The organism is Streptomyces sp. NPDC048484 (assembly GCF_040651415.1).
Classification (GTDB): domain Bacteria; phylum Actinomycetota; class Actinomycetes; order Streptomycetales; family Streptomycetaceae; genus Streptomyces.
On sequence record NZ_JBEZJY010000082.1, the window covers coordinates 1 to 24,487 of the forward strand.

Annotated in this window: 29 protein-coding genes and 2 pseudogenes; 14 read left to right on the forward strand and 17 right to left on the reverse strand. The window is 69.4% G+C overall.

The window, feature by feature from the left end; translation table 11 throughout:
• Nucleotides 1-181: transposase (locus AB0D14_RS42600; protein ID WP_362790224.1), on the reverse strand; the 181-nt coding region annotated here is incomplete at its 3' end.
• Between the two features lie 103 nt (nucleotides 182-284).
• On the opposite strand from AB0D14_RS42600, the gene AB0D14_RS42605 reads away from it, so the two are divergent.
• Nucleotides 285-641, forward strand: a complete 357-nt coding sequence (locus tag AB0D14_RS42605) for a hypothetical protein (protein ID WP_362790227.1) — start codon at nucleotides 285-287, stop codon at nucleotides 639-641.
• A 28-nt stretch (nucleotides 642-669) separates the two neighbouring features.
• On the opposite strand, the gene AB0D14_RS42610 is transcribed toward AB0D14_RS42605, so the two are convergent.
• The 13 genes from AB0D14_RS42610 to AB0D14_RS42670 all read right to left on the reverse strand — a co-directional run bounded on the left by AB0D14_RS42610 (nucleotide 670) and on the right by AB0D14_RS42670 (nucleotide 9,116).
• Nucleotides 670-1,683, reverse strand: a complete 1,014-nt coding sequence (locus AB0D14_RS42610; RefSeq protein ID WP_362790229.1) for an NAD(P)-dependent alcohol dehydrogenase — start codon at nucleotides 1,681-1,683, stop codon at nucleotides 670-672.
• 119 nt (nucleotides 1,684-1,802) lie between these two features.
• Entirely contained in the window at nucleotides 1,803-1,898 is a 96-nt protein-coding gene (locus AB0D14_RS42615; RefSeq protein ID WP_362790298.1) for a hypothetical protein, read from the reverse strand.
• On the reverse strand, nucleotides 1,895-2,170 hold the full coding sequence (locus AB0D14_RS42620; RefSeq protein ID WP_362790232.1) for a hypothetical protein: 276 nt from the start codon (nucleotides 2,168-2,170) through the stop codon (nucleotides 1,895-1,897). Before AB0D14_RS42620 ends, AB0D14_RS42615 begins: the two co-directional genes overlap by 4 nt.
• 134 nt (nucleotides 2,171-2,304) lie before the next feature.
• Nucleotides 2,305-2,712: a helix-turn-helix domain-containing protein gene (locus AB0D14_RS42625; protein ID WP_362790235.1), complete on the reverse strand. Its 408-nt coding sequence runs from the start codon at nucleotides 2,710-2,712 to the stop codon at nucleotides 2,305-2,307.
• A 174-nt stretch (nucleotides 2,713-2,886) separates the two neighbouring features.
• Nucleotides 2,887-3,963, reverse strand: coding sequence for an NADPH dehydrogenase NamA (gene namA / locus AB0D14_RS42630; RefSeq protein ID WP_362790238.1), 1,077 nt, complete (start codon nucleotides 3,961-3,963; stop codon nucleotides 2,887-2,889).
• 229 nt (nucleotides 3,964-4,192) lie between these two features.
• Nucleotides 4,193-4,459, reverse strand: a complete 267-nt coding sequence (locus tag AB0D14_RS42635; RefSeq protein WP_362790241.1) for a recombinase family protein — start codon at nucleotides 4,457-4,459, stop codon at nucleotides 4,193-4,195.
• A 71-nt stretch (nucleotides 4,460-4,530) separates the two neighbouring features.
• On the reverse strand, nucleotides 4,531-4,917 hold the full coding sequence (locus tag AB0D14_RS42640) for a nuclear transport factor 2 family protein (RefSeq protein ID WP_362790244.1): 387 nt from the start codon (nucleotides 4,915-4,917) through the stop codon (nucleotides 4,531-4,533).
• Between the two features lie 183 nt (nucleotides 4,918-5,100).
• On the reverse strand, nucleotides 5,101-5,535 hold the full coding sequence (locus tag AB0D14_RS42645) for a VOC family protein (RefSeq protein ID WP_362790247.1): 435 nt from the start codon (nucleotides 5,533-5,535) through the stop codon (nucleotides 5,101-5,103).
• Between the two features lie 41 nt (nucleotides 5,536-5,576).
• The gene (locus AB0D14_RS42650) at nucleotides 5,577-6,320 is read right to left on the reverse strand and encodes an SDR family oxidoreductase (RefSeq protein WP_362790249.1); all 744 of its coding nucleotides are present in this window, start codon (nucleotides 6,318-6,320) and stop codon (nucleotides 5,577-5,579) included.
• Between the two features lie 81 nt (nucleotides 6,321-6,401).
• Complete coding sequence (locus AB0D14_RS42655; protein WP_362790252.1) at nucleotides 6,402-7,511, reverse strand: NADH:flavin oxidoreductase/NADH oxidase; 1,110 nt, start codon at nucleotides 7,509-7,511, stop codon at nucleotides 6,402-6,404.
• 63 nt (nucleotides 7,512-7,574) lie between these two features.
• Nucleotides 7,575-8,009: an SRPBCC family protein gene (locus AB0D14_RS42660; RefSeq protein WP_362790255.1), complete on the reverse strand. Its 435-nt coding sequence runs from the start codon at nucleotides 8,007-8,009 to the stop codon at nucleotides 7,575-7,577.
• Nucleotides 8,009-8,410, reverse strand: a complete 402-nt coding sequence (locus AB0D14_RS42665; protein WP_362790257.1) for a RidA family protein — start codon at nucleotides 8,408-8,410, stop codon at nucleotides 8,009-8,011. The genes AB0D14_RS42660 and AB0D14_RS42665 overlap by 1 nt, the downstream gene beginning before the upstream one ends.
• A gap of 55 nt (nucleotides 8,411-8,465) precedes the next feature.
• Nucleotides 8,466-9,116, reverse strand: a complete 651-nt coding sequence (locus AB0D14_RS42670; RefSeq protein ID WP_362790260.1) for an NAD(P)H-binding protein — start codon at nucleotides 9,114-9,116, stop codon at nucleotides 8,466-8,468.
• Between the two features lie 93 nt (nucleotides 9,117-9,209).
• Here AB0D14_RS42670 and AB0D14_RS42675 point away from each other — a divergent pair, with 93 nt between their 5' ends.
• Complete coding sequence (locus AB0D14_RS42675; protein ID WP_362790263.1) at nucleotides 9,210-9,893, forward strand: GntR family transcriptional regulator; 684 nt, start codon at nucleotides 9,210-9,212, stop codon at nucleotides 9,891-9,893.
• Here the strand turns inward: AB0D14_RS42675 and AB0D14_RS42680 are convergent, their stop codons facing one another.
• On the reverse strand, nucleotides 9,894-10,277 hold the full coding sequence (locus tag AB0D14_RS42680) for a hypothetical protein (RefSeq protein ID WP_362790266.1): 384 nt from the start codon (nucleotides 10,275-10,277) through the stop codon (nucleotides 9,894-9,896).
• 170 nt (nucleotides 10,278-10,447) lie between these two features.
• Here AB0D14_RS42680 and AB0D14_RS42685 point away from each other — a divergent pair, with 170 nt between their 5' ends.
• From AB0D14_RS42685 to AB0D14_RS42715, 7 genes and pseudogenes are all read left to right on the forward strand, one after another.
• Nucleotides 10,448-11,269, forward strand: a complete 822-nt coding sequence (locus AB0D14_RS42685) for a hypothetical protein (protein WP_362790269.1) — start codon at nucleotides 10,448-10,450, stop codon at nucleotides 11,267-11,269.
• Nucleotides 11,224-12,201 carry a hypothetical protein gene (locus AB0D14_RS42690; RefSeq protein ID WP_362790271.1) on the forward strand — a complete coding sequence of 326 codons (978 nt, stop codon included), beginning with the start codon at nucleotides 11,224-11,226 and terminating at the stop codon, nucleotides 12,199-12,201. The genes AB0D14_RS42685 and AB0D14_RS42690 overlap by 46 nt, the downstream gene beginning before the upstream one ends.
• A gap of 1,260 nt (nucleotides 12,202-13,461) precedes the next feature.
• Nucleotides 13,462-13,578 (forward strand): annotated as a pseudogene (locus AB0D14_RS42695) (hypothetical protein); the annotation flags it as partial.
• Nucleotides 13,579-13,624: 46 nt separating this feature from the next.
• Entirely contained in the window at nucleotides 13,625-14,395 is a 771-nt protein-coding gene (locus AB0D14_RS42700) for a response regulator transcription factor (protein WP_362790273.1), read from the forward strand.
• Complete coding sequence (locus AB0D14_RS42705; RefSeq protein WP_362790275.1) at nucleotides 14,382-16,460, forward strand: HAMP domain-containing sensor histidine kinase; 2,079 nt, start codon at nucleotides 14,382-14,384, stop codon at nucleotides 16,458-16,460. The genes AB0D14_RS42700 and AB0D14_RS42705 overlap by 14 nt, the downstream gene beginning before the upstream one ends.
• A 123-nt stretch (nucleotides 16,461-16,583) precedes the next feature.
• Complete coding sequence (locus AB0D14_RS42710; protein WP_362790278.1) at nucleotides 16,584-16,976, forward strand: sortase-dependent protein; 393 nt, start codon at nucleotides 16,584-16,586, stop codon at nucleotides 16,974-16,976.
• A 101-nt stretch (nucleotides 16,977-17,077) separates the two neighbouring features.
• Nucleotides 17,078-17,701: a class F sortase gene (locus AB0D14_RS42715; protein WP_362790281.1), complete on the forward strand. Its 624-nt coding sequence runs from the start codon at nucleotides 17,078-17,080 to the stop codon at nucleotides 17,699-17,701.
• A gap of 1,107 nt (nucleotides 17,702-18,808) precedes the next feature.
• Here AB0D14_RS42715 and AB0D14_RS42720 read toward each other — a convergent pair.
• The gene (locus AB0D14_RS42720) at nucleotides 18,809-19,063 is read right to left on the reverse strand and encodes a hypothetical protein (RefSeq protein WP_362790284.1); all 255 of its coding nucleotides are present in this window, start codon (nucleotides 19,061-19,063) and stop codon (nucleotides 18,809-18,811) included.
• A gap of 144 nt (nucleotides 19,064-19,207) precedes the next feature.
• Between AB0D14_RS42720 and AB0D14_RS42725 the strand changes: the two genes are divergently transcribed.
• Nucleotides 19,208-19,582: a hypothetical protein gene (locus AB0D14_RS42725; protein WP_362790286.1), complete on the forward strand. Its 375-nt coding sequence runs from the start codon at nucleotides 19,208-19,210 to the stop codon at nucleotides 19,580-19,582.
• Between the two features lie 58 nt (nucleotides 19,583-19,640).
• Here the strand turns inward: AB0D14_RS42725 and AB0D14_RS42730 are convergent, their stop codons facing one another.
• Complete coding sequence (locus AB0D14_RS42730) at nucleotides 19,641-20,243, reverse strand: TetR/AcrR family transcriptional regulator (RefSeq protein WP_362790288.1); 603 nt, start codon at nucleotides 20,241-20,243, stop codon at nucleotides 19,641-19,643.
• Nucleotides 20,244-20,440: 197 nt separating this feature from the next.
• Between AB0D14_RS42730 and AB0D14_RS42735 the strand changes: the two genes are divergently transcribed.
• From AB0D14_RS42735 to AB0D14_RS42750, 4 genes and pseudogenes are all read left to right on the forward strand, one after another.
• On the forward strand, nucleotides 20,441-21,760 hold the full coding sequence (locus tag AB0D14_RS42735; protein ID WP_362790290.1) for an MFS transporter: 1,320 nt from the start codon (nucleotides 20,441-20,443) through the stop codon (nucleotides 21,758-21,760).
• On the forward strand, nucleotides 21,753-22,721 hold the full coding sequence (locus AB0D14_RS42740) for a D-2-hydroxyacid dehydrogenase family protein (RefSeq protein WP_362790293.1): 969 nt from the start codon (nucleotides 21,753-21,755) through the stop codon (nucleotides 22,719-22,721). The genes AB0D14_RS42735 and AB0D14_RS42740 overlap by 8 nt, the downstream gene beginning before the upstream one ends.
• A 50-nt stretch (nucleotides 22,722-22,771) precedes the next feature.
• Nucleotides 22,772-23,683, forward strand: coding sequence for an MBL fold metallo-hydrolase (locus tag AB0D14_RS42745; RefSeq protein ID WP_362790295.1), 912 nt, complete (start codon nucleotides 22,772-22,774; stop codon nucleotides 23,681-23,683).
• A gap of 400 nt (nucleotides 23,684-24,083) precedes the next feature.
• Nucleotides 24,084-24,347: pseudogene (locus AB0D14_RS42750) on the forward strand (IS5/IS1182 family transposase); the annotation flags it as partial.
• Nucleotides 24,348-24,487: the final 140 nt, after the last annotated feature.

Genomic DNA, 24,487 nt, shown 5'->3' on the forward strand with positions numbered 1-24,487 from the left:
AGCGCCACTGGCAGCCGGTGCGGGCCTGGTACAGGATCGCATTCACGATCTCCCGCATCCCGTAGTTGCCCTGGTGCCCGCTCACCGACGGGTGCCTGGCCTTCCACGCGGCGATGACCGGCCGGATCAGCTCCCAGGCTTCATCCGACAGGTCACTCGGGTACGGCTCGCGCCCGTCCACGCCCACCAGAGCACCGCATCCCCGGCCCGCCGTGAAGCCCCGGAACCGGACAACCTGCCATCAAGTACTACGAGTCAGCCGAGCACTCGCAGAACGCCCTCTGATGACGATCGTCGCCCTCGTGGCCGAGGCCCAGGTCCCCCGCAACGCCCTCACTCAGCGCCACCCCGACCTGAAGAACGGCTTCTACGACCAGGTTCGCGCCCGCGGGCAGATGCCTGACTGCGAACGCCGGCTGCGCCGGCAGGTGCGAAGACTGAAGGAACTGCGGGCTGCGGACGCCCAGGAGATCGCCCGACTCAGAGCCGACGTCGAGGCGCTGGTTGGCGCCCTGCACCAGTCCACGGCTGAGAACAGCCAGCTTCACCAGCGCCTGGCGCAGGGCACCGGAGTGGTCCGGGCCCTGCCGCAGCCGAGGACTGTTGATGCCACCCCGCCTATACCGCCCGGCCTCGTGTGATCCGGTCGGGCCTGCCGGGCGGGGCAGCTCAGTTGGCGACGCGGATGACGATTTTACCGAAGGCGCCGCGGGCGAGGTGCTCGTATGCCTTGATCGCGTCGTCGAAGGCGTAGACGGTGTCGATGACCGGGTCCAGGCCGTTCTTCTCGATCCAGGCGTTCATGTCGAGGAAGGCGCGGCGGTGGCCGACGGCGATGCCGCGGATGGCGGCCTGGCTATAGAGCAGGGACAGGACGTCCAGTGGGGCGGTCATGCCGCCGAGGAAGCCGACCAGGGCGATGTGGCCGGCGGCCCGGGTGGCGTGGACGGACTGGTTGAGGTTGTCGCCGCCGACGACCTCGATGACCTGGTCCACGCCCTGTCCGTCGGTGAGTTCACGTACCTTCTCGGCCCAGTCCGGGGTGGTGCGGTAGTTGATCAGGTCGGAGGCGCCCAGGGCGGCCGCCTTCTGCAGCTTCTCGTCGCTGCTGGAGGTGGCGATGACGCGGGCGCCGAGCGCGCTGGCTATCTGGATGGCGAACAGAGAGACGCCGCCGGTGCCCTGGACCAGGACGGACTGGCCGGGCTTCAGGTTGCCGTACTCGACCAGGGAGAACCAGGCCGTCAGCGCGGCGATGGGCAGGGTCGCGGCCTGCTCGTCGGTGAGGTTGGCCGGCGTCAGCACGGCCGAGTTCGCCTCGAGGATCATGTACTCGGCAAGTCCGCCGTCGATCGGGCCGCCGAGCTGCCAGTCGGGTTCGTCCCGCGCCGGGGCGCCGTCGAGCCAGTGCGAGTAGAAGTGCGACATGACACGGTCGCCGACCTGCCACTCAGTGACACCCGGGCCGACCTCGGCGACCACGCCGGCCGTGTCGTTGACCGGGATCAGGTTCTTCGGCATCTTCTCCGGGTTATAGACCCCGTCGACGATCGCCTTGTCACGGAAGTTCAGCGAGACCGCGGAGACCTTCACGAGGATCTCGCCGGGACCGGGCTTGGGGGTGGGGCGCTCCGCGAGGCGGAGGTTGTCCAGGCCGAAGTCTTCGAGCTGCCAGGCACGCATGACACGTGCTCCTTTCTCTTGCATCTGAGGGGAGGGAGGCCAGGGGAAACGGCCGGGGCACGGGACCGCGCCAGTGGCGGGGCGGGAACGGTGTCCTCGCCGCTGCGGCGCGGCCGGTCTCAGGAAGTGGTGCCGTCGTGGGTGACGGTGACGACGATCTTGCCGACCTGGCCGTTGGCCTCCATGTAGCGGTGGGCCTCGGCGATGTCGGTCAGGTCGAAGGTCTTGTCGACGGCGGGGTGAAGGAGCCCGGGGCGAGTCCGGCGTTGATGAACGCGACGGCGCGACGGAGCCGCTCGGGGCCGGAGGTGATCTCGAAGAGGGTGTAGGTGCTGATGTTCAGCGCGGGGAAGGACTGCGCGTTGGGCAGCGGGGCGGTGCGCGGGTCGAGGGCGCCGTAGAGAACCGCGTATCCACTGGGGGCGATGCCCTGAGTGAGAGTTTCGGCGCCGGGGCCTGCGATCGGGTCAAAGGCCCCGGTGCACACCCTTGCCGCCGGTGAATCCGGACGGACGGACCACGTGCGCCTCACCAGCTGGGTCGAACTGCACCGCGGCAGTGGGCCTGCCTGCTGATCATGTACCCGCACCGGGGAACCTCGAGATTTCCGACGGGGTCAAACTAGGCCTCGGGCGGCGCCGGCGGCGTGGCGGTCGAGGGTTTCTCCTGCGCGTCTTTGGGATCGGGCAGGACGATGCCGCGTCGGGCCAGCCACTGCTCGCCCCAGTTGTTGAGTCCGAGCAGCAGCGGCTCCATCGAACGTGCCTCCTCGGTCAGGGCGTACTCCACTTTGGGCGGGACGACCGGGTAGACAGTTCGCTGCACCAGACCGTCCTGCTCCAGTTCACGCAGTTGCTTGGTCATCAGGCGCGGAGCGATGCCGGGCATCTGGCGGTGCAGCTCGTTGAACCGCATGGTCCCCTCGAGCAGATGGAAAAGGATCACACCTTTCCACTTCCCGCCGATGATCTTGACTGTTGCTTCCATCGCGCAGCCCGGCAGGTCGTCAAACGATCGCGTCCGCGGCATGGGGCACCTCCGAGTCGTGCTGCCTTGTCGAGTATCCCGGACCCTGAGGGGCCTCCCCTCCGGGCCCGGGGCCGGTCCGCCGCCCGTGCCGGGAGCGTCCGCCCCGGCCCCGGGCGGCGGCAGCGAGTTCGGTGTCCTTGCCCCGGGGGTGATTTCGGGGCCGGGCGGAACCGGTCAGGAGACCGTGGCGTCCATCGGCGCGGCGGGCAGCGAGGGCTGCGAGCGCTGCCAGGCCGACCCGTAGCGGGTGTACTGCAACGGGACCTCGATGGCGGCGCGCAGCTCGTCCGCGGCGGTCCGGGCCCAGAAGGGGTCCTTCAGCATCTCCCGGCCGACCAGCACGAGGTCGGCGCGGTCGTTTTGCAGGATCTCCTCGGCCTGGCGGCCGCTCTCGATCAGGCCGACGGCACCGGTCTTGATTCCCACCTCCCTGCGGATCAGCTCCGCGGCGGGCACCTGGTAGTTCGGGTAGGACTGCACCTTCACCGGGGCGATGCCGCCGGATGAGGCGTCGATCAGGTCGACGCCCTGCTCCTTCATCCACCTGCCGTAGGTGACGAAGTCCTCCGGAACGTTCCCGCCCTGCGCATAGTCGGTCGAGGAGATGCGGACGAACAGCGGGCCGTCCCACTCGCCGCGCACCGCGTCGATGGTCTCCCGCACGATCCGGTAGCGGTTTTCCCGGCTGCCTCCGTACTCGTCCGTGCGGTGGTTGGCCAGGGGCGAGAGGAACTCGTTGAGCAGGAAGCCGTGCGCCGTGTGCACCTCGAGCACGTCGAATCCGGCGGCCTTCGCCCGTGCCGCCGCAGCCCGGAACGCCTCGATGACCTCCTTGATGTCCCCGACGCCGAGCTCCCGGGGAACGCGTGAGCCGTCACTGAAGGGAATGGGTGAGGGGGCCACCGCGGTCTCGGACTCCACGCCGAGCTGCCGCCCCGCGTGGCCGATCTGGGCGCCGGCCCTGGCGCCGAAACCATGGATCACCTCGACGATGCCCGACAGGCCTGCGACGTGGTCGTCGCTCCAGATGCCGAGGTCGCCCGGACCGATCAGCCCGTTGGGCAGTACCGCCGCCGTCTCCAGCATCACGAGGCCGGCACCGCCCAGTGCACGCGCGCCGTAGTGCACCGTGTGGAAGTCGCTGGCGTGCCCCTGGGCGTCCGCGGAGTGCATGCACATCGGGGACATGGCGATCCGGTTCCGGAAGGTCACGTCGCGGATCGTGAGCGGGTCAAAAAGGTGTGCGGACACGAAAGATCATCCCTGTCGTTCAGTGGGGTTCTTGTCGCTTCCGACCGTAAAAGAAGCACACCGAATGCAACAGTATGCACTTTAAAGTCCCATATGGACAAAAAGGGAAGTGTGCTGGTCAGGTGCGTATGAGTCGTGCCATCGGCGCCTCCTGCGGCCGCCGGCAACCGCGCCGGGGCGCCGGCGGCCACAGGTCGACCTGGCCCACGGCGCAAAGTAGCGACCGGGGTCATGCGCCTGTCGAGACCACGGCCTGCTCGTCAGGTTCGCGGAGCACCCGCATGACGCCCGCGCCGCCGATGGCCTTGCCGCGTTTGCGGGCGGGCTCGTGGCCTTGGAGGGTGCGGTCGCTGATGCACTCGCGCTCAATGCCGGCCATCGCCGCCGGCACGGTGAACACGATGCCGGAGGGGTCGTGTGAGCCCTTCAGTGCGCCGGTGAGGAACTCCAGGCCGACGTCGCTCGCCTTCAGGCCCGGACGGTTCCTTCCCGGCAACCTCAAGGTCAACTCACGCCACACGTCCGCCGCGACGGGGGAAGCTCATGCCCGCCCGGCCGTGAGCGCAGCTACGATTTCGGCGCGTCGTTGGTGTGGTAGATCTTACTGACAATGCTCCACGTGCCATCGACTTTCAGCAGGTTGAAGTAGTCGGTGAAGCACAGGCCGGAGACATCGTTGGTATCGACACGCGCGTTGGCTGCAGTGCCGGTCACGTTGATGTAAGCGATCACGGCGCGGCCTTCCGGCGAGGGGCGGAAATCCCTGTCGATTCCCTGGTAGAGGCCCGTGATCGCACCGCCGGAGAGCTTGCCATTCTCCACGCCGAAAATCGTCGCCTCCGCGGCGAACGCGGGCTTCATGATCGAGCTGTCGGCCTTGGCGACGCCCTGGTTGTACTTTTCCAGTACTTCGGTGATGGCGATGTGGTCAGCGACATAGGTTGGTTTCGACATGTTGTGTCTCCAGTCTGAGGTTGCGGCGCGCTTGCGCCGGGTTGGTTGAGACGTGGATCAGTAGCAGCGGCGGCCTCTTGGCCGAGACCCGTGCTACGCCTGTCCCGGTCGTTGAGCCACCAGCCCATTGACAGCTGGTGTACCTGCCAGTTCACGGCCGGGGCACGCCGCAGGGTCCCGGAGTCATGGCGTGGCGAACACTTGGGAGTCGTCGGCGAACGCCTTGAACTCCAGGGCGTTGCCGGCCGGGTCGAGCAGGAACATCGTCCACTGCTCGCCGGTTTCGCCTGCGAAGCGCACGTAGGGCTCGATGACGAAGGCGGTGTCCGCGGCGCGCAGCCGGTCGGCGAGCCGGTGGAAGGCGTCGATGGCCAGGATCAGCCCGAAGTGCGGCACGGGGACGTCGTGGCCGTCCACCGGGTTGTGTATCTGTTCGGTGCGGGCCGGGGCGAGGTGGGTGACGAACTGGTGGCCGTGCAGGTTCCAGTCCACCCAAGTGTCGGCGCTGCGGCCCTGCTCCAGGCCGAGTGCCCCGCCGTAGAAGCGTCGGGCGGCGTCCAGGTCGTCGACCGGGACCGCGAGGTGGAAGCGGGGAATGGGGGAGGCGAGACCGGTCATGGGACTGGGATTCCTTCCGTGCGGCGTGGATTGCCTGGCGCTTACCAGTTCTGGCGGGTGGGGGAGATGACGAGGTCGTTGACGGTGACGTCTGCGGGCTGGTCGAGGGCGTAGACGACGGCGTCGGCGATGGACTCGGGGCTGATCGCGATGGCGTTGAGCTCCTGGGCGGCCTTGCGTCCGGCGGGGTCGGTGACCTTCTCGGCCCAGCCTGTGTCGATGACGCCAGGGCTGATCGTGGACGCCTTGATGCCCTCGCGTACGCCGAGTTCCCTGCGCATCGACTCGGTCATGGCCTGCACGAAGAACTTCGTCGCGCTGTAGACACCGGCGCCGTCGCCGACCTGGTGACCGGCCACCGAGTCCATGTTCAGGATGTGGCCGGACTTCTGGCGGAGCATCACGGGCAGGACGGCGTGGACACCGTTGAGGTAGCCGCGGATGTTCACGTCGAGCATCCGGTTCCAGTCATCGAGCGCGAGGTCCTTCCAGTACGAGAAGAGCATCAGGCCGGCGTTGTTGACGAGGACATCGACACGCCCGTAGGTGGCGACGGTGAAGTCGGCCAGCGCCTGCATGTCCGCGGCGTCGGCGACGTCGGTGAGCCGGCCGGCTGCGGTGCCGCCGGACTTCTCGATGTCGGCGACCAGCTGGTCGAGGTCTTCCTGGCCACGGGCGGCGGCGACGATCTTGGCGCCGCGGGCGGCGAGGGCCTTGGCGCTGACGGCGCCGATACCGGAGGAGGCGCCGGTGATGACGACGACCTTGTCCTGCAGGTGGTTCATGGGGATCTCCCAATTGGAGTGATTCAGCACAGCACCGTGCGGGGGCGGAACAGCTGTGTGTGGAGGGGAGGCCGGGCAGGCTCAGTGCTTGCGGCGCTTGACGACGTAGGCGTACTGGTCGGGCCAGCGGGGCTCGACGCCGAGTTCGAGTGCGGCGTGCTGGGCCCAGTAGGGATTGCGCAGCAGTTCACGGCCAAGGAACACGGCATCTGCTTTACCTGAGGCGACGATCTCCTCCGCCTGCTGCGGCTCGGTGATGATGCCGATGGCGGCGGTGGGAATGCCAGCCTGGTTGCGGGCCTGGGCGGCGAACGGCACCTGGTAGTTGGGTCCCGCGACGATCCTGGCGTCGCGGACCATGCCGCCGGTGGACACATCCAGCAGGTCGACGCCGTGGGCGTGGAGCTCCTTGGCCAGGCGCACGGTGTTCTCGCCGGTCCAGCCCTCGCGCTCGTCCTCGGGGTTCTCGGTCAGCCAGTCGGTGGCCGAGGTGCGGAAGAAGACCGGCAGGTCCTCGGGCCACACGGCGCGGACGGCGTCGACGACCTCCAGGGCGAAGCGGATGCGGTTCTCGAAGCTGCCGCCGTAGGCGTCGGTGCGCTGGTTGGACGCCGGGGAGAGGAAGGAGTTGATCAGGTAGCCGTGGGCGCCGTGCACCTCGACCACCTGGAACCCGGCGGCCAGCGCGCGCCGGGCGGAGTCGGCGAAGTCACGTACGAGCTGCTGGATCTCCTTCACGCTCAACTCGTGCGGGACAGCGAGTCCGTCGTACGCGACCGGGCTGGGGGCAACGGGCTGCCAGCCGTTCTCGTCCTCGGTCAGGTAGCGGTCGGACAACCAGGGCTTGTCCACCGACGCCTTGCGGCCCGCGTGGGCGAGCTGGATGGCCGGGACGGCGCCGTGGGCCTTGATGGCCTCGGTGATGCGGGTGAACGCCTCCTGCTGGCGGTCGTTCCACAGACCCAGGTCCCAGGGGCTGATGCGCCCGTCGGGCCGGACGCCGGTGGCCTCGGCCATGACCAGACCGGCGCCGCCAGCAGCGCGCGAGGCCAGGTGGGTGAGGTGGAAGTCGGTCGGCGCGCCGGTGTCCGGGCCTTCGGGGGCGGCGGAGTACATGCACATCGGGGACATCCAGACCCGGTTGGGTATCTGAAGGGAACGCAGGGTGAAGGGGGTGAACAGGGAACTCATGCGGGGGTGCTTCTTTCGTGGTCGGTGATCGATGACCCCGGACGGGGCGGCTGCCGTCCGGGGTCAGGCGATGATCGTGTGGAGGCCCGCGATGGCCGGGGCGTAGGCCGCTTCAAGGACCGTGGCGGCTTCCTGGGCGGTGGTGCCCTCGGCCGGCTCGAAGGTGGCGTGCCAGCTGAGGAAGGCGCCGCCGGTGTCGGCGACGGCCTGGACGTGCAGCGTCGAGCGGTAGCCGCGGACCGGCAGCGGTGCCTCGACGATCTCGTAACTCAGCTTCCGCTCGGCATCGTCCAGCCCCACGAGCCGTTCCTGGTAGGTGCTGCCGTCCGTCCCGGTGAGGAGGCGGACCGCACCGGGGGTCAGCCCGTTGCCGCCCCCGACGATCTCGCTCGCCCGGATGGCCGGGTGCCAGTCGGGCAGGCCGTTGAACTGCCGGACGACGGCCCATGTCTGGTCTGCGGAGCTGGTGAAGACTGAGCTCCAGTACGCCTGTGCCATCAGACGGGCAGACGGGTATCGAGGACGAAGTTGGTCTCGATGAGCTGACCGGGGAAGAACAGCGAGGCGACGCCGATGGTGCTACTGGTGGGGCGGTGATCGCCGAAGTAGGCCAGGTTGGCGGCCGCCATCGCGTTGTTGTACTTCGGCAGGTCCACGATGAACTGGGTCTCGGAGACGACCTGGTTACGGGTGGCGCCGTAGTGGGCGAGGACCTTCTCGAAGTTGGCGAAGACCTGCTCGGTCTGGGCCTCGAAGTCGCCCGGGTGCAGGAAGTTGCCCTCTTCGTCGTGGGAGAGCTGGCCCGAGACATAGATCGTGTGCTCGACCTTGATGGCCTGGGCGAAGCCGAACTCGCGCTCGCCCGAGACGCCGTGGCTGTAGGAATCGATGGCCGTCATGGTGACTGTCCTTCTCTGGTGGGGGATGCAGGGGTGGGTGGGGTGGCTGCCGGGCTCAGGCAGCGAGGCGGGCGACCGCGTCTGCGACAGAGGTGTCGCCGGAGGTCAGCTCGACGATGACGCGGCTGAGGGCGGGCTGGTGCAGGGCGGCGTCGATGAACGCGGCGACATCGTCGCGGTGCACGTCGCCGTACTCGAGGGCAGGCCCGGCGGCGACCCGCCCAGTACCCGGTCCGTCCAGCAGCGTGCCCGGGCGGACGATCAACCAGTTGAGGCCGGTGCGGGTGAGATAGACGTCGGCACTCTTCTTGACCTTGACGTAGTGCTCGAAGCCTGCGGACGCTCCCTCGCCGCGCAGGGCGTCGGGGAACACGGAGACGAGAACGAAGCGTGCGACTCCGGCGGCCTCGGCCGCGGCGGCTGCCTTCTCCAGGCCTTTGCCGTCGATGAGCGTGGTCTTGTCCATGCCGGTTCCGTGGGCGCCGGCCGAGAACACCACTGCGTCGTGCCCGGCGAGCTTGCCTGCGAGCTCGTCCACAGAGTCGGCGATCAGGTCGCCGGTCACAGGCGCCGCACCGGTCGCGCGAATCGTGTCGGCCTGTGCCGGGCTCCGGTGCATGCCGCTCACCTCGTCACCGCGCTCGGACAACAGGCCGGCGAGCCTCTTGCCAACACCTCCGGCGGCACCGATCTGGAACACCTTCATGGAAAACGCCTCTCTCCTGGCTGGACGAACGACCGGCCACTCTGTTGTCACAATGTTAACATTCCGACAACGACTGAATGTTAACATCACGACATGGAGAAGACGCAATTCACAGGAGATCGCGCGGTGGCCCCCGCCCGCCGTCGCGGACTGGCCGACGAGGTCGCCGACCGGATCCGGGAGGCGATCTTCAGCGGTGCATACGCCCCCGGAGCACCGTTGCGAGAGGTTGAACTCTCCGGCGTGCTGCAGGTCAGCAGGGGCCCGGTGCGTGAGGCTCTGCGCGTTTTGGAGCGCGAGGGACTCGTGCACTGCGCCTGGCACCGGGGCACCGTGGTCACGACGCTGTCCGCCGAGGATGTCGCCGAGCTCGACAGCCTGCGCGGCGCGCTTGAGGATCTCGCCGTCCAACAGGCCATCGCGCACGCCTCGGACGAGGACCTCGCGGTCATCGAGAAGGCGGCCGGCGTGATGGACCGCACGACGGACCCGCACGCCATGGTCCGCCTGGACATCGCCTTCCACGACGACGTGTTCGCCGCCACCGGCCACCAGCGTCTCGTCGCGGCCTGGGAGACCATCCGCTGCCAGGTCCACCTGTTCTTGCTGACCCGCATCGGCCTCAGCACCGAGGGCTACCTCGGCTGCATCCCCCAGGAGCACCATGCGCTGGCCACAGCCCTGCGCGCCCGCGACCCCCAGGCCGCCCTCCCCCTCTTCGCCGCCCACCGCCGCCACGCATTGGACGTCGTCACCGGCACGTCGAACCCGGCCTGACTACCGGTCCGCCACCATCTGGGCACCGCCCAGCGTTGGTGAAGCCTGCTCGTCATCGCCCGCCCCGGCAACCATGGACATGTGCGACGGCAGCCGGTCACAGATGGCCACCGCGTACTTCTGGCACAGCTCGACCGGTCCGTCGCTCAGTAAGCCGCGCTGACGACGAAGCGACCCCGCGCTGCGCAGGACCGCATCAGGCCAGGCGCACGCCAGACCGGCCGTCTGCGTCCGCCGGTCTGCGGGGCCGTGGTACGGCGACGGCAGGATCCGGGTCGAGGCGTCGGAAGGTGCCGTACAGGTTGAGGTTGGGCCAGACAGCGCGGTCAGGCCGCGCCGGTCCTCAGCGGTCAGCTTCTTCGCCCCTTTCGGCTCGGCCAGCACTCAACACGTTGAACTTGACAGAGAAGTCGCTGCTGGCCACCGCGCCGCCGTTCCGCGAGAACGCGGTGCCGGCCCCAGGGGCTGGATGAGGTGTTCGCGCGTCTGGCGCGGGAAGCCGAGGGTATCCAGGACATCGACGCCAAGCTGCAGGTCATCCCGCGGGCGGCGGGATGAGCCGGCGCGGGCGCACGGCGTCGCTGCCGACCACGCCGGTGCGCAGGCCACCGGTTCTGATGGACGACGGCCTCGTCGTCGAGCACCGAGACCGAGCGGGGGCCGTCGCGGTCTACGACTTCCGTACTCTGCCGGTCGCGGATGCCCTGCGCCGGTCGCTGGCCCGCCTGTTCGCTGCGCGGTGTGTGCCGAGCCGGTGGACCTCGCACCACAGCAGTAGGTACTTCTGGCTTCCCTTGCAGGCGTTCACCGCGCACCTGGCCACGCTGGACGCACCGGTTGCCGACCTCGACCAGCTGACCGCTGGGGTGTGGAAGCAGTGGAGGCTCAGCCGGCCGAACACCCGCTTCGGCTACCGCCAGATCACCACCGTCCGGGGGCTGCTACTGGACGACCCCCGGCTGTCCGCGGCGGCGCGGGAAGCGCTCGCCCGGCGTGTCCTGCAGCCCACGACGAAGGAAGTCTCCTTCCAGGATGCCGAGTTCGACGCGATCGTCACCACAGCGCGGCGGATGTTCCGTACTGCGCACCTGCGGATCACCGACAACGCCCGCCACGTCGCCCAATGGCGGTCGGGGGCGTTCACTCGCGGCAGCGAGGCATGGCTGCGAGGTGAGGCGCTGGACTGTCTGGCCCGGACGGGTGAGGCACCCCACGACACCCGGGTTCGCCAGCGCGGCCGGGTGCTCGCCCGCTATGCACGGGTGCTGGGCGGGGAGCGGCCCGAGCACACCTGGCAGCGGCTGTTCTTGACCCGGATGGAGCGGTCGCATTGGGGGTGCTGCTGCTGGCCGAGCACGGCTGGAACCTCTCGGTGATCAACCGGTTGAAGGTGCCGCAAGCGGCGCCGGACGCCGGCAGCGACGGCCCGCGGATCTACCGGGTCGAACTGGAGAAGCACAAGCGGGGCACCGGCCGGTACTTCGAGACCCGCAACCTCACCGACGACGGGCCTTCCTCCCCCGGGCGGCTCATCACGCAGGCGCTCGAGGCCACCGTGTTCGCCCGCGCGGCCGTGCACGTACTGAGTCCCGGCACGAACCGCTTCCTGATCTGGCGCTCCGCCAAGGCCCCGCTGAACGACCGCACGCAGGACGAGACCGGCAGGAGGTCGGGCATCGGAGTGTTCGGGTTCGGTATCTCTGGCTGTACGGCCAATAGCTGGGCGACCGAACACGGCTTCTCTTCCTCGCCGTTTCGCAGGGGGCGGCGGACGGTGAACACGCTGCACCGGCGCGCTCCCGGACAGAACAGCCAGGCAACGCACGACCGTGTCTACGCGCTGACCGATCCCCAGGTCCACCAGGCCGCGATCCCGGTCATCGCTGAGGCAGCCGAAGCTGCCGTGGCCAAGGCCCACGCGACCGTGTTCACCGCCGAACTGCGTGAGGGAGCCGATCCGGCCGATCAGCCGACGGCCACCGCCGACTGCCATGACTACGCCAACAGCCCCTATCCCGGCCCCGGCGGAGGCTGCTCGGCCTCGTTCCTGATGTGCCTGGCCTGCCTCAACGCCCGGATCCACCCCGCCCACCACAGCCGCCTGGCCCACCTGCATCACGCACTCGACAACCTGCGCACGGCCCTGGACCCGGGGCACTGGCAGCGCCAGTGGGAGTACGGGCACGCCCGCCTGGAACACCTCAAGGGCCAGCTCGGCGCCGCGGTGTGGACCCGCGCCCTGGCCAACGTGACCGACACCGACCGCGAACTCATCGCCCTGCTGCTCAACGGAGACCTCGCCCCGTGACGACCAGCCCAGCCCCTGCTCCAACCCTCGTTCTTCCCGGACCGGACACCCCCGTCATCCTCACCCATCTGATCGTCGACGGCTACACCGGCCCCATCGCGCGCTACGCGGCGCCGGCCTGGCCGCTGGTCCCCATGAACGCCAACCCGGGCGTCACACACAGCACCATCCACTGGCCCTCGTTCCCCGACACGTTCCGGGAGGAGATGCGGCTGGCCGCCTGGACGCTGATCAATGGCGAACTGCCCGCGGTGTTCCTGCGTGAGCGCCATCCCACCTGGCGCTCGCGCCAGTCACCCAAGTCGCTCTGTCAGACGATCGGGACCTGGCGCCAGCTGGCCGTGTGGCTCACCGACCAGGGCATCACCACACTGAGCGCCTGCACCACGCAGGTACTGGGCGAGTACGGCCGTCACGTGCGCGACAGCAGGGCGGCCCGCATCACGGTGCACAGCGTGCTGTCGTCGCTGACCCGGCTGTGGGTCTTCGACCAGCTCAGCGGCCGTCCCAGCGGAATCGGCTGCCCGCCGTGGGAGACCGAGGGGGTGGACGACTACCTGCCAGCGGCGACGCCGGGCGGCGAAATCGCTGCCGAGGCGATCGCCGAGCAGACCATGGGCCCGCTACTCGTATGGGCCATTCGCACGGTCGAGGAGTTCAGCGACGACATCCTGGCCGCCTGGGCCGAACACAACCGGCTGCGCGCGGCGGCCGCCGCCAACATCGCCACTCCCGCCTCACGGTCCGCTCTTCGGGCCTTCATGGACTGCGTCGACGCCGGTCAGCTGCCGATTCCGACCACACAGTGGCTGGGCAGAACCACGATCGCGGGCGCCTATATCGCCGCGCTCACCGGCGCCTCCCTGGGCCAGGTCTATAGCACCACCCGTGAGCGCGGCTGGCGGCAGGCCGCCCCGGACCGGCCAGGCCCCTGTCCGCTCCGTGTCCCGGTCACCGGCAAACTCGGCGGCACTCCTTGGAGAGAGGCCGTCGACTACACCGAAACAGGCTTCCTGATGCGCCAGTTGGGCACGGCGTGCTTCATCGTCATCGCCTACCTGACCGGGATGCGCCCCGGTGAAACCCTTGTAAGACGGCGCCACGGCGTCCCCTCCCGATGCCCAACGACCCGAGAATCGTCCCAGGGACTCAGCCCGTCAGCCAAGTTGACAGCGCCGTTCGTATTGGCGCACCAGGTGCGGGGCGCCGGCCAGGAACTGGCACGAGAGCTTCCACGTCGACGTCGCCGCGACCTTCACCCGCCCCTGGTTCGGGTGGGGCGACGCCCTCTTCGCCGAGCTGCTCCTCGACCTCACGGGGCGCTCGACGGCAGCCCTGCACCCTCGCCTGTCCACCACCGAACCGCCCTCACGGTAAGGACACTTCCGACCTCCCGGCGCCGGCGGCCGCTACGATCTGCGGCGTGTGCGCAAACATTGTGGTCGCCGAAGACGACGCGAAGCAGGCCGAACTGGTGCGCCGCTACCTGGAGCACGAGGGTCACGCCGTCACGGTCGTCGAGGACGGCCGGACGGCTCTCGAGACGGTCCGGCACCAGGAACCCGACCTGGTCGTCCTCGACGTGATGATGCCCGGGGCCGACGGTCTCGACGTCGTACGGATCCTGCGCGCCGAACGCCGGGAGGTGCCGGTGCTGATGCTGACGGCCCGCAGCACCGAGGACGATCTGCTGCTCGGACTCGACCTCGGCGCCGACGACTACATGACCAAGCCGTTCAGTCCGCGTGAACTCACCGCCCGGGTAAGGACGTTGCTTCGCCGCAACCGGCGCGGCCCCGACCCGGCTCCGGCGACCGTACCCGCCCCCGCTCCCGCCTCGGAGCCCGAAGCGGCCCCGGACGACGAGGTGTTGACGGTCGGCGCGCTCAGGGTCGATCCCTCGCGGCACGAGGTGTCGGTCGCCGGGACGCCCGTCGAGTGCACGCCCGGTGAGTTCCGTATCCTCGCGGCGATGGCGGCCGAGCCCGGCCGGGTCTTCACCAGGGCACGGCTCCTGGACGAGCTGCACGGCTTCGACAAGTACATCAGCGGCCGGACCGTCGACGTGCACGTCATGAACCTGCGCAAGAAGATCGAGCGCGCCCCACGACGGCCGGCCCGCCTCATCACCGTCTTCGGCGTCGGCTACAAACTCACAGACCCCGCGAAGAACCTGCGCCATGCGTCGTCCTGACAGGGGAAGTGCGGCGGGGGCCGCCCGGCTGCCGCTGCGCAAGAGCCTGGCGGGGCGGCTGTTGACCGTGACGGCGCTGGTGGCCTCGTGCTCGGTCGCCGCGACCGCCTGGCTGGCCGTGCAGACGACCTCCGTCGCGATCCGCCAGGAGCAGGGGCAGAACCTCAAGTCCGACGCGAAGATCTACAACACCCTCCTCGGCTACGCGGCCACCCACCCCGACTGGGACGGCGTCGACACCACCGTGCGAGATCTGGCCCAGGAGTCCGGGCGCCGGATCGTGCTCACCACGCCGGGCCGACGCCCGATCGTGGACTCGGCCGACTCGCGCTCAGCGGGCGGCGGTTCGTCCGACGATCTGCTCGCTCAGCAGGCCTCGGCGGTCGTGGATCCACGCTCCGTCGACACCGTGCTGGTGCCCGACGCGGCCAAGGCCGGCGCCGACCGCGTCGATCCACGGGCCGTGGGGCCCTTCCGGCTGCCCGCGAAGGAACACGACACACTGCGGAAGGCCGCCGCCGGGAGGGCGGAGTGCCTCAGCCAGATGGGTATCGCCGCCGACGTCGTCGAGAGCCCGGGCGGACGGCCCCGCGTCCAGTTCGTGAGCGACGAGACCGAGGGGGGGACCGACAGCGTCACCGACCGTGACATGGAGGCCAAGTGCTTTGCGTCCTACCCGGTCGGTCCCAGCGCGACCGAGCGGAAGGCCCTGAGCGCCCTCAACCAACTGGCTGACGCCTGTCTGAAACGGCAGGGTCGCACCGCCGTGAAACTGAACCTGGACCTGTCCTGGGACCGGAGTTACGCATACGGGCGGGACGACGCGGTCTCCGGCGCCGAGGACGGCCTCAGCGATCGGGAGGCGAAGGCCCTGGCCGCCAAGAAGGCTGCTGAGGACGCCGCGACGGCCGAACGCAAAGCGGCTTCCGGCGGCGCACTCGACTACGCCCCCGCCGAGATCCGCGACAGCGCGTACGACCGGGCCGTGGCCAACTGTGTCGAAAGCGCCCGCCGGGAACAGCTCACGGGCTATGTCGCCGAGTCCGCACTCCTGTTCATCGACGGCCCTGGTGCCGCCGGCGTGCCTGGCTTCGACCTCTCCCGCGCCAACACCGCACGCATCGCCGGTGTCACCGCCCTGGTCCTCGCCCTCACCGTCGGCGCCTCGGTGCTCGCCGGAGCCAGGCTCGTACGCCCGTTGCACGCGCTCACCGGCGCCGCCCAGCGCATGCGGGAGGGCCTGGACGCGACGCCGGTGCCCGTGCCCGTCGTCTCCGACAATGAGATCGGACGGCTGACGGCGGCCTTCAACGACATGGCCGCGCACCGGGCCCGCCTGGAGGAGCAGCGCAAGGTGATGGTCAGCGATGTCGCCCATGAGCTGCGAACGCCGCTGAGCAACATCCGGGGCTGGCTGGAGGCGGCCCACGACGGACTTGCCGTGCCGGACCCCGCGTTCGTCTCCTCGCTCCTGGAGGAGGCGGTGCAGCTCCAGCACCTCATCAACGACCTCCAGGACCTGGGCGCGGCCGACGCGGGCGCCCTGCGGCTGCACCGGAAGCCGGTACGGATCGACGAGCTGCTCGGCCAGGTCGCCGCCGCGCACCAGGGGTTGGCCGAGACGGCGGGCGTCACCCTCACGGTCCTGACACCGCCGCCGGGCACCCCTCACCCACCGCTCCTCGACGCCGACCCCGTACGGCTGCGGCAGACCGTCAGCAACCTGCTCTCCAACGCGGTGCGCCACACCCCGGCCGGCGGCACGGTGACCCTGCGCCGGTACGTCACCGACCCGGGGGACGAGCTCGCCGTGGAGGTGTCCGACACCGGCAGTGGCATTCCAGCGGGCGACCTCCCGTACGTGTTCGACCGTTTCTGGCGGGCGGAGAAGTCCCGCAATCGCAGCACCGGCGGCAGCGGCCTCGGCCTGGCGATCGTCCTCAAGCTCGCCGAGGCCCACGGCGGCACGGTGGACGTGGCGAGCACGGAGGGGGAAGGGGCCACCTTCACCCTGCGGCTGCCGACAGCCGAGTCACGGAAAGCGGAGGGCCCCGGTCGACCCTGATGGGATGACGACAGCGCTCTGACAGTTTCCTCACAAGTGGCCGTCAGGGTGAAGCCATGCCCGGAACCTGGTGCGGATCGGCAACCAGGAACGACCAAGCCGGGCTGGAACTGGAGCCCTCACATGTCCCGCCGTCTCACCCTGCGCCCGCTGCGTATCGCTGTCCTGACCGGCGTCGCGGCCGGCGCGCTGCTCGTCCCGGCCACCGCGGCCTTCGCCACCGACCCGACTCCGACGCCGGGCGCGACCGACTCGACCCCGGCCGACAAGGAGGCCCTGGCGAAGAAGAAGGCCGAGGACGCCAGGACGCTCAAGGAGGCCGAGGCCCGGAAGGCCGCCGCAGCCCAGAAGGCCGGAGGCAAGGACTACCCGCGTGGCGGTGTCGCCGCGGGCGAGGCCCCCGCCCAGGACGACAACACCGGCACGCTCATCGGTTCGGCCACCGGCGCGCTGCTGCTCGCGGGCGCTGGCACCTACGTACTGCGCCGCCGCACCACCGCCCGCCGCGAAGGCTGACCCGGCAGCACGACCTCTCGTACGAAACGGTGGCGCCGCCCTTCACCAGGCGGCGCCCTGTGCGTTCCGGCGAACCCTCGCACCCTGTTCTGGAGCCCGAGTTGCCCCCTGCACACCGTCCGGCCCTGTCCCGGGCCCGCCTCGCGACCCTCACCCTGTTGACCCTCGTCACCCTGCTCACCGGCTGTTCGTCCGGCCCCGACCCGACGGTCCGGGCCGCCCCCACCGCCGCGTCGGGCGCTCCGAAGTCCGAGCGGCCTGCGGTCGACGCTCCGGCGGCCCCTGCCGAGGTGGCCGTTCCCTCCGTGGGGATCACCAGTTCGCTGATGGAGTTGGGCCTCAACACGGACCGGACGGTCCAGGTCCCGCCGGCCGAGGAGGGGATGACCGCGGGCTGGTACACGGGCGGTGCGGTGCCCGGTGAGATCGGCGCGGCCGTCATCATCGGCCACAACGACACCCGCTTCGGCGAGGCCGTCTTCCACGACCTGAAGAAGGTCAAGGAGGGTGCGGACATCACCGTCACCGACAAGACGGGAAAAGCCCTCCACTTCACCGTCACGACCACGGAGAGCGTCGCCAAGAACGCCTTCCCGACGGAGAAGGTCTACGGGCCGACCCAGGAACGTGCTCTACGGCTCATCACGTGCGACGGCGACTTCGACGCGCAGGGGCACCCTGTCGACAACCTCATCGTGTACGCGACAGCGAGCCGAGGGCCGTAGGCGTGTCCGTTTCGCCCTGTCGTCACGAGTAACGTCCGCGGCTCGATCGTCAGCGGCCGGTTCCAGGAGCGCGCCGCCGAACGGTCGGTACGCGTCAGCCACGGCGAGGCGATCCGCCGCGACTGCCTGGAGGCCGTCACCGCTCTCGCCTGCGCCGCCAGCGACCACCGCCGGGCGATGTGGATGCGCGGCGACGCCGTCCTTAAGAAGTCATCTCATTTGGTGAGTCTGCGGTAGCAGATCAGGGTGCAGGTGCTCGCGCTCCGCAGCACCCAGGACCTCGTACGGGCACGACCGGAGGGCGGCCAGGGCGTGGTGCTGCAGGACACCCCGGATGCTGGCGGACCGGCTCTCATCGGGGCCGGTGAGCGTAAGACCGGCGACCGCGGGCCCTTCCAGGGAAATGCTGGAGGCGAGGCCGTGCGCGGCGGCGCCGATCAACGCCACCACCTGCGGCCGGTCAGCGTTCGGGACGTCTTCCCCCTGCCGCATGTGCCACAGCACCAGCTCATCGGCAGCGGACAGGCAGTACTCCCACGTGGTGCGGGGAGGGCGTCGGTCATGGCGCGACCGTAGTGGAAAGCATCCCAGATGACGTGGAGCCTGCCGGAACCGATGCTCACCACCACGGTGCGCAGCCCCGCCCTGCCGCCGCGATCGGCCGCGGAACCCAAAGTGGGACGGCTTCCGGGCGGCCCTCTCCGTCGACGGCGGCCAGGTGGTGCTGCGCTCACGGCGCGGCACCCAGATGGCACCCGGCTTCCCTGAGATCGGGCCGGGGCCGCGCAGCTGCCGGACGCGACCGCCCTGGACAGCGTTATGTGACCTGTCGGGCTGTCTCAGCCATCTGGTGTCTCACCGCGGCGCGGCTTCGCTTCGTCAATCGGCGACGCCGCGAAGTGCCGCTTGAGAGCACGGTCTGCGTCTTGGTACCGGCGGACTCGCGTGTTGGTAAGTCGTGTATGCGCAGGGAGTTCGCACTGCGGGTCGCACGAGATGGATGATTCACAGCCAACCGAGAACTGGTGGCTCCTGAATTCTCGCTGACCGTGCGCCGTTCCTGGCGGACGTAGCGATGGCACCGACAGCGCACCGTCAGCCTGGGCATCAGTGCGGGAAGCGGTGGGGTGGGCGAGTGACTATGGATTCGCGGAACTCGGCAATCCGCGAGTGGACTTGGCGCATCAGGTGGGTGTCCTCGATCCGGTCCAGGTAGAGGCAGCGGGCTGCCAGGCCCGGGAGGTCGAAGGCGAAGTACAGGGACATCAACGGGTTCACGAACAACTCGCTGCCCCGGGTGCGGTCAGTGAACCGGACATCGCCGAACGAACCGCGCACGGCTGCCGCAATGGAACCGTTCACGATGCTGGGGTACTCCGAGGTGCAGTGCTGAGCGTGCGCCACCGCGTCGAGGTAGAGAGCGCCCTCACGGGTGGCACGCGCAGGGCTTGATCAAGTTCCGTGGGCGTCCGGATTGTTGGTGATGCCCAGGATGGGGAGTGCTCGTTGGGGTTCGTCGCGGATCGCCCGGGTGGTCTTGGCGATGTTGTCGGCTCCGAGGGTAGCTCCTATCACGCGGGCAGGTGGGGGCTGGAGGGCTTCACCGAGAGCGTCAGCCGCGAGGCCTCCGATTTCAACATCCACCTCACTCTGGTCGAGCCCGGCGCCACCCGCACCGGCTTCGCTTCGGCCCGCCAATACACCATCGAAACGACCGTCTACCGCGACAATGCCGTCGGCCAGACCCGGCGCTATCTCGAAACCGCGGACGAGAACGTCTTCACCGGTGACCCCGCCAAGCTCGCCGCCGCCATCCACGAATGTCTCACCGCGCTCGAAACGCAGAAGGATCTCGCTGAATCCGTCGCCTTCGCCCACTGATCCACCCCAGCAGTACCTGGTCACGGGCGCCCCCTCCGCACACGGCGGGCCGGCTGCACTATCCGCAGCTCCAGTTGCCGAGCAGCATGTCGACCGCCGAGTGCAGAGCCGCTGCGGGCACTCCGTCACGCAGTTGCGTGGAGATCCCCAGGAGGAAGCAGTGGATCGTGGTGGTCACGCCGTCGATGTCGATGTCGATAGCGAGTTCGCCCGCGGTGACGCCCCGCTCCACGCACGCCCTGATGCGCACCCGGTCTGCTTTTCGCCGCGCCGATACGGTCGCGCATACGCTGGCGTGCTCTTCCCCCGGCGGCCGCATGGTGCCGGACAGGGCGATGAGGCAGCCGGTGGGGTGGGACGAGTCGGCCTGCATGTCGATCGAGCCGTGCAGCATGCCGGCCACGGCCTCTCGCGGGCTGAGTGTTCGGTCCTCAATGGCATCGGCGGCGCGGCCCGGCCCCTGCATGTAGTGCCCGACGGTCTGTTTGAACAGTCCCTCCTTTGAGCCGAAGGCGCCGTACAGGCTCGCGGAGGACAGTCCGGTGGCGGCGCGCAGCTGTGCCAGGGAGGTCGCTTCGTACCCCTGCTCCCAGAACAGCAGCATCGCGGCCTCCAGTACGGCCTCCATGTCGAAGGTGCGGGGACGGCCGGCCGGCGGCATGTGAACCTCCTGCATCACAAGACGAGCGTTCCGCTACGGGAGCGCTTTTCTGCCTCCCATATTGGACCAACTGCTCCACAAAGCGCCAAGCACTCAAACGTCCGCGCACCGACGGCTCACAGTGACCTCGATCACTTATGGATCAATCAATCCGAAATAGCTTGACCGGCATGCCGAGCCCGAGCAAGCATATCGGCATGAACGATCCAGAATTCGGGACGGGCGGCGTCGACGTCCCCTCCCCACTGAGCCGCGCGATGGTGCTGTTGCTGGCAGTGACGTGTGGCGCGGCCGTCGCGAACATCTACTACGCGCAGCCGTTGCTGCCCGTCATCTCCCAGGCGCTGGGGGTCTCCGAGGGAGCCGGAGGGCTGATCGTCACGGCGTCGCAGATCGGCTACGCGCTCTCGCTGGCCCTGCTGGTGCCTCTGGGTGACGTACTGGAGCGGCGCCGGCTGGTGAGCGGACTGCTCGCCCTGAGTGCCATCGCTCTCCTCGGTGCGGCGGCCGCTCCCTCAGTGGGCGCGCTCTACGCCGCGGTCGCGCTGGTCGGGGTGACCTCCGCCGTGGCGCAGATCGTGGTGCCGATGGCGGCCTCGTTGTCCGCCGACCATGAACGTGGCGCGGTGGTGGGCACAGTCATGAGCGGCCTGCTCATCGGCATCATGCTCGCGCGGACCGTCGCCGGGGCGCTGGCCGAATTCGGGAACTGGCGGTTGGTGTTCGTCTTCGCGGCGTTCGTCATGGTGGTGCTTGCGATCACCCTGCGCCTGGTTCTGCGTCGTATCCCGACGACCGCGAAGACGCCCTATCCCCGGCTGTTGCTTTCGGTGGTGACCCTGGTGCGCACCGAGTCGCTGCTGCGCAGGCGCATGGCTCTGGCCGCGGTCGGCATGGGTGGCTTCACCGTCCTGTGGACCGCCTCGTCGTTCCTGCTGGCCGGACCCGTCTACGGGTACGGTCCCGCGGTCATCGGCCTGTTCGGTCTGGTCGGGGTCGTCGGCGCCGCCGTCGCGTCAGTGGCAGGCCGGTTGGCGGACCGCGGCCGTGGCCGCCAGGTGACCACCGGCGGGCTGATCGTGCTGACGGGCAGCTGGGCCGTGCTCGCCCTCGCCGGCCAAGGAGGTCCGTTCGGCCTGAGCGCGCTGATGGTCGGCATCGTGGCGCTGAACCTGGCCCAGCAGGCACTGCTGATCAGCCACCAGAGCGTCCTGTACCGCCGCATCCCGCACGCCCGCAGCCGGGTCACCACAGCGCTCATGGTCTCCGCGTTCGCCGGCAGTACCGTCTCGTCCGCCCTGACAGCTGCGCTGTATCCGCTGGTGGGCTGGGCGGGCATCGCCGCGCTCGGCGCGGTGATCGCACTGATCGGCCTCGCGATCTGGACCGTGGAACTCTTCCGCCCGAGCCCCGCGGAACCACTCCCCGACCCGTCAGCGGACGAAGCCGCCCACGCAACCGCCCCCTCTTCCCCGGGCACATACCGCGCAGACGTCCAGGAGACCGCTCATGCCTGAGATCCGCCGAGTGGCGATCCTCGACGACTACCAGCGCACCGCACACCGGTACGCCGCCTGGGATTCCCTGCCCGAGGGGACCCAACTCACTTGCTTCTCCGAGTACTTGGGCGGCATTGAGGAGGTCGTCGCCGCACTGCGGCCGTTCGACGTGGTCGTAGCCATGCGTGAGCGCACCCCCTTCCCCGCAGAGGTGCTCGACCAGCTGCCGAACCTGCGTCTGCTGGTGACCACGGGCCCGGCCAACGCCGCCATCGACACGGCCGCTGCCGCGCGGCAAGGGATCGTGGTGTCCGGCACCCGCCCCGCGGGACTGACCTCAACGGCCGAGCTGACCTGGGGGCTCCTGCACGCCCTGACCCGCTCGCTCCCCGCCGAGGACCGCAACCTGCGCGCGGGCGGTTGGCAACAGACCGTGGGTCGCGACCTGCACGGCGCCCGTCTGGGCGTCATCGGCCTCGGCAACGTGGGCAGCCGCGTGGCCCAGGTCGGAGTCGCCTTCGGCATGGACGTCGTCGCCTGGAGCGCCCACCTTGACCCCGGGCACGCGAAAAAAATGGGCGTCACCCCCGCCAGCAAACAGGAACTACTCACCACCTCGGACGTGGTGACGCTCCACGTCCGACTCTCCCCACGCACCGTCGGCCTCATCGGCGCTGCCGAACTCGCCCTCATGCGGCCGGACACGCTGCTGATCAACACCTCCCGCGCCCCAGTCGTCGACGAGCAGGCACTGCTGGCCGCGCTGCACGCCGGGACTCTGGGCGGAGCCGCCCTGGACGTCCACTTCACCGAGCCGCTGCCCACCGATTCGCCGTGGCGCAGCGCTCCGCGAACCGTCCTCGCCCCACACCTGGGCTACGTCACCGCCGACGCCTACGAGACCTTCTACCGCGACGCACTCGGCGACATCCTCGCCTACGCCGCCGGCGCACCGATCCGCGTACTCACAACACCGTGAACGGACCGCACCCCTGCGCCCTCACTCACGTACGACGAAAGGGACCCACCATGCCCCCCAGCGAGCAGACCACCACCGCACACCTCCAGTACGATCCCGCCGACGATTCGGGGGGCCGCCTGCCGCACCTGTGGACACGGACCATGGGCGACCTCACCATCACCTACGTCCCCGACGCCGGCGTCCACATGATCCCCACCCGGGTCTACCCCGCCTCCGCCCACGAGGACTGGACGGAGCACGGCCCCCACATGACGGATGCGGGCCACCTGGCCATGGGATGCGGCGCGCTGCTCGTCGAGCGTCGTGGGAAGCGCCTGCTCCTCGACGCGGGCCACGGCACCATCTCGGGCGAGGAGCTGGAACACTTCCAGCACGGCTTCGACCACGTACAGACCCTCCCCGATCACCTTCGAAGCCTGGGCGTCGACCCGGCCACGCTGGAGACGGTCGCCTTCACCCACCTGCACCACGACCACACCGGATGGGCCAGGCCGGACGCCGTCGACGACCCGCGCAGCCTGTTCCCCCACGCGCGCTGGATCGTCGGGGAAGGAGAACTGCGGGGCCTGGACCCCGCCGACGGACCCCGGCTCGCCGGACAGAGCGAACGAACCACCGCCGTCGCCGACGGAACCGAGATCACCGAGGGTGTACGTGCCTGGGCGCTGCCCGGACACACCCCCGGGCACACCGCCTTCATCCTCGACACCGGCGACGGCCGCCGAATCGTGGCCTTCGGCGACGCCATGCACTCTCCCGTCCAGACCATGCACCCCGACTGGGAAGTCGTCCTCGACCACGACCGGGCCCAGGCCGAGACCTCACGCCGCCGGCTCGTGGAATTCCTCTCCCAGGACGACGTCTTCGGCTTCGGCGTGCACTTCGCCGACCAGCAACTCGGCACCGTCGACGACACCGGCCGCTGGCGCCCCTGGCAGGACACGACGGACAACCGGTAAGCCCTCGCCCACCCGAGGTATCACCCAGACGTCCATCAACCTGGCATTGTGCCCGGCCGGGTGGCGGTCGGGCCTCTGATCAGCTACGCCTATGACCTCGCTGAGCAGGGCTTCGAGACGTCAGCGGCGTGGGGCGCGGCGCGGTCATGAGGATCAACGGCAGTGAGGTCGGTCTGTAGCGGGGTCCAGCTGACAGTCGGACTCCCGTCGCCCGGGACCATGGGCGGGTCGGCGGCCAGAGTGCAGATCCGGGCGAGCAGGTCGCGGTGACGATGCGCCGCATCCGCAATGCGCCCGACGACCACACGATCACCGGCCGGGGGCGCGCGGGTCCTGTGCCGCCGGGCGTGGTGACGTTCAGGTGGAGACAGTCCTCGTCGGTGCTGCCGCCCGGCACCTCGCCGACCGCGGCTACGACCACGACAAGTACCGCAAGCAGGTGCGGGCCCTGGGGATCACTCCGGTCATCGCGCGGCGCGGCGTCGAGCACGGTTCCGGACTGGGCGTGCACCGCTGGGTGGTCGAGCAGAGCTTTGCGCTGCTGCACTGGTTCCGCCGACTGCGCATCCGCTGGGAGATCCGCGACGACATCCACGAAGTTTTCCTCAGCCTGGCCTGCGGCATCATCTGCTGGCGCCGACTGGTCAACCTCTCACTTTGTTAGGAGTTCTTAGCTTGACTATTAACCCCACCAAGATCATTTCTTGGCGGGGTTCGTCGTTCGCCTGACAGCTGGGCGGCCTTTGCGTGATCGTGTCTTCTCGCTGAAGTCGACAGTCGATCAACCCAAAGGCCGTGATGGAC

Excerpts from the sequence above, each read along its gene's own strand:
- AB0D14_RS42605 (WP_362790227.1), top strand. The coding sequence starts at position 285 with ATGACGATCGTCGCCCTCGTGGCCGAGGCCCAGGTCCCCCGCAACGCC.
- AB0D14_RS42610 (WP_362790229.1), bottom strand. The coding sequence starts at position 1,683 with ATGCGTGCCTGGCAGCTCGAAGACTTCGGCCTGGACAACCTCCGCCTC.
- AB0D14_RS42625 (WP_362790235.1), bottom strand. The coding sequence starts at position 2,712 with ATGCCGCGGACGCGATCGTTTGACGACCTGCCGGGCTGCGCGATGGAA.
- AB0D14_RS42640 (WP_362790244.1), bottom strand. The coding sequence starts at position 4,917 with ATGTCGAAACCAACCTATGTCGCTGACCACATCGCCATCACCGAAGTA.
- AB0D14_RS42645 (WP_362790247.1), bottom strand. The coding sequence starts at position 5,535 with ATGACCGGTCTCGCCTCCCCCATTCCCCGCTTCCACCTCGCGGTCCCG.
- AB0D14_RS42650 (WP_362790249.1), bottom strand. The coding sequence starts at position 6,320 with ATGAACCACCTGCAGGACAAGGTCGTCGTCATCACCGGCGCCTCCTCC.
- AB0D14_RS42655 (WP_362790252.1), bottom strand. The coding sequence starts at position 7,511 with ATGAGTTCCCTGTTCACCCCCTTCACCCTGCGTTCCCTTCAGATACCC.
- AB0D14_RS42660 (WP_362790255.1), bottom strand. The coding sequence starts at position 8,009 with ATGGCACAGGCGTACTGGAGCTCAGTCTTCACCAGCTCCGCAGACCAG.
- AB0D14_RS42665 (WP_362790257.1), bottom strand. The coding sequence starts at position 8,410 with ATGACGGCCATCGATTCCTACAGCCACGGCGTCTCGGGCGAGCGCGAG.
- AB0D14_RS42670 (WP_362790260.1), bottom strand. The coding sequence starts at position 9,116 with ATGAAGGTGTTCCAGATCGGTGCCGCCGGAGGTGTTGGCAAGAGGCTC.
- AB0D14_RS42675 (WP_362790263.1), top strand. The coding sequence starts at position 9,210 with ATGGAGAAGACGCAATTCACAGGAGATCGCGCGGTGGCCCCCGCCCGC.
- AB0D14_RS42685 (WP_362790269.1), top strand. The coding sequence starts at position 10,448 with ATGAGCCGGCGCGGGCGCACGGCGTCGCTGCCGACCACGCCGGTGCGC.
- AB0D14_RS42705 (WP_362790275.1), top strand. The coding sequence starts at position 14,382 with ATGCGTCGTCCTGACAGGGGAAGTGCGGCGGGGGCCGCCCGGCTGCCG.
- AB0D14_RS42710 (WP_362790278.1), top strand. The coding sequence starts at position 16,584 with ATGTCCCGCCGTCTCACCCTGCGCCCGCTGCGTATCGCTGTCCTGACC.
- AB0D14_RS42730 (WP_362790288.1), bottom strand. The coding sequence starts at position 20,243 with ATGCCGCCGGCCGGCCGTCCCCGCACCTTCGACATGGAGGCCGTACTG.
- AB0D14_RS42735 (WP_362790290.1), top strand. The coding sequence starts at position 20,441 with ATGAACGATCCAGAATTCGGGACGGGCGGCGTCGACGTCCCCTCCCCA.
- AB0D14_RS42740 (WP_362790293.1), top strand. The coding sequence starts at position 21,753 with ATGCCTGAGATCCGCCGAGTGGCGATCCTCGACGACTACCAGCGCACC.
- AB0D14_RS42745 (WP_362790295.1), top strand. The coding sequence starts at position 22,772 with ATGCCCCCCAGCGAGCAGACCACCACCGCACACCTCCAGTACGATCCC.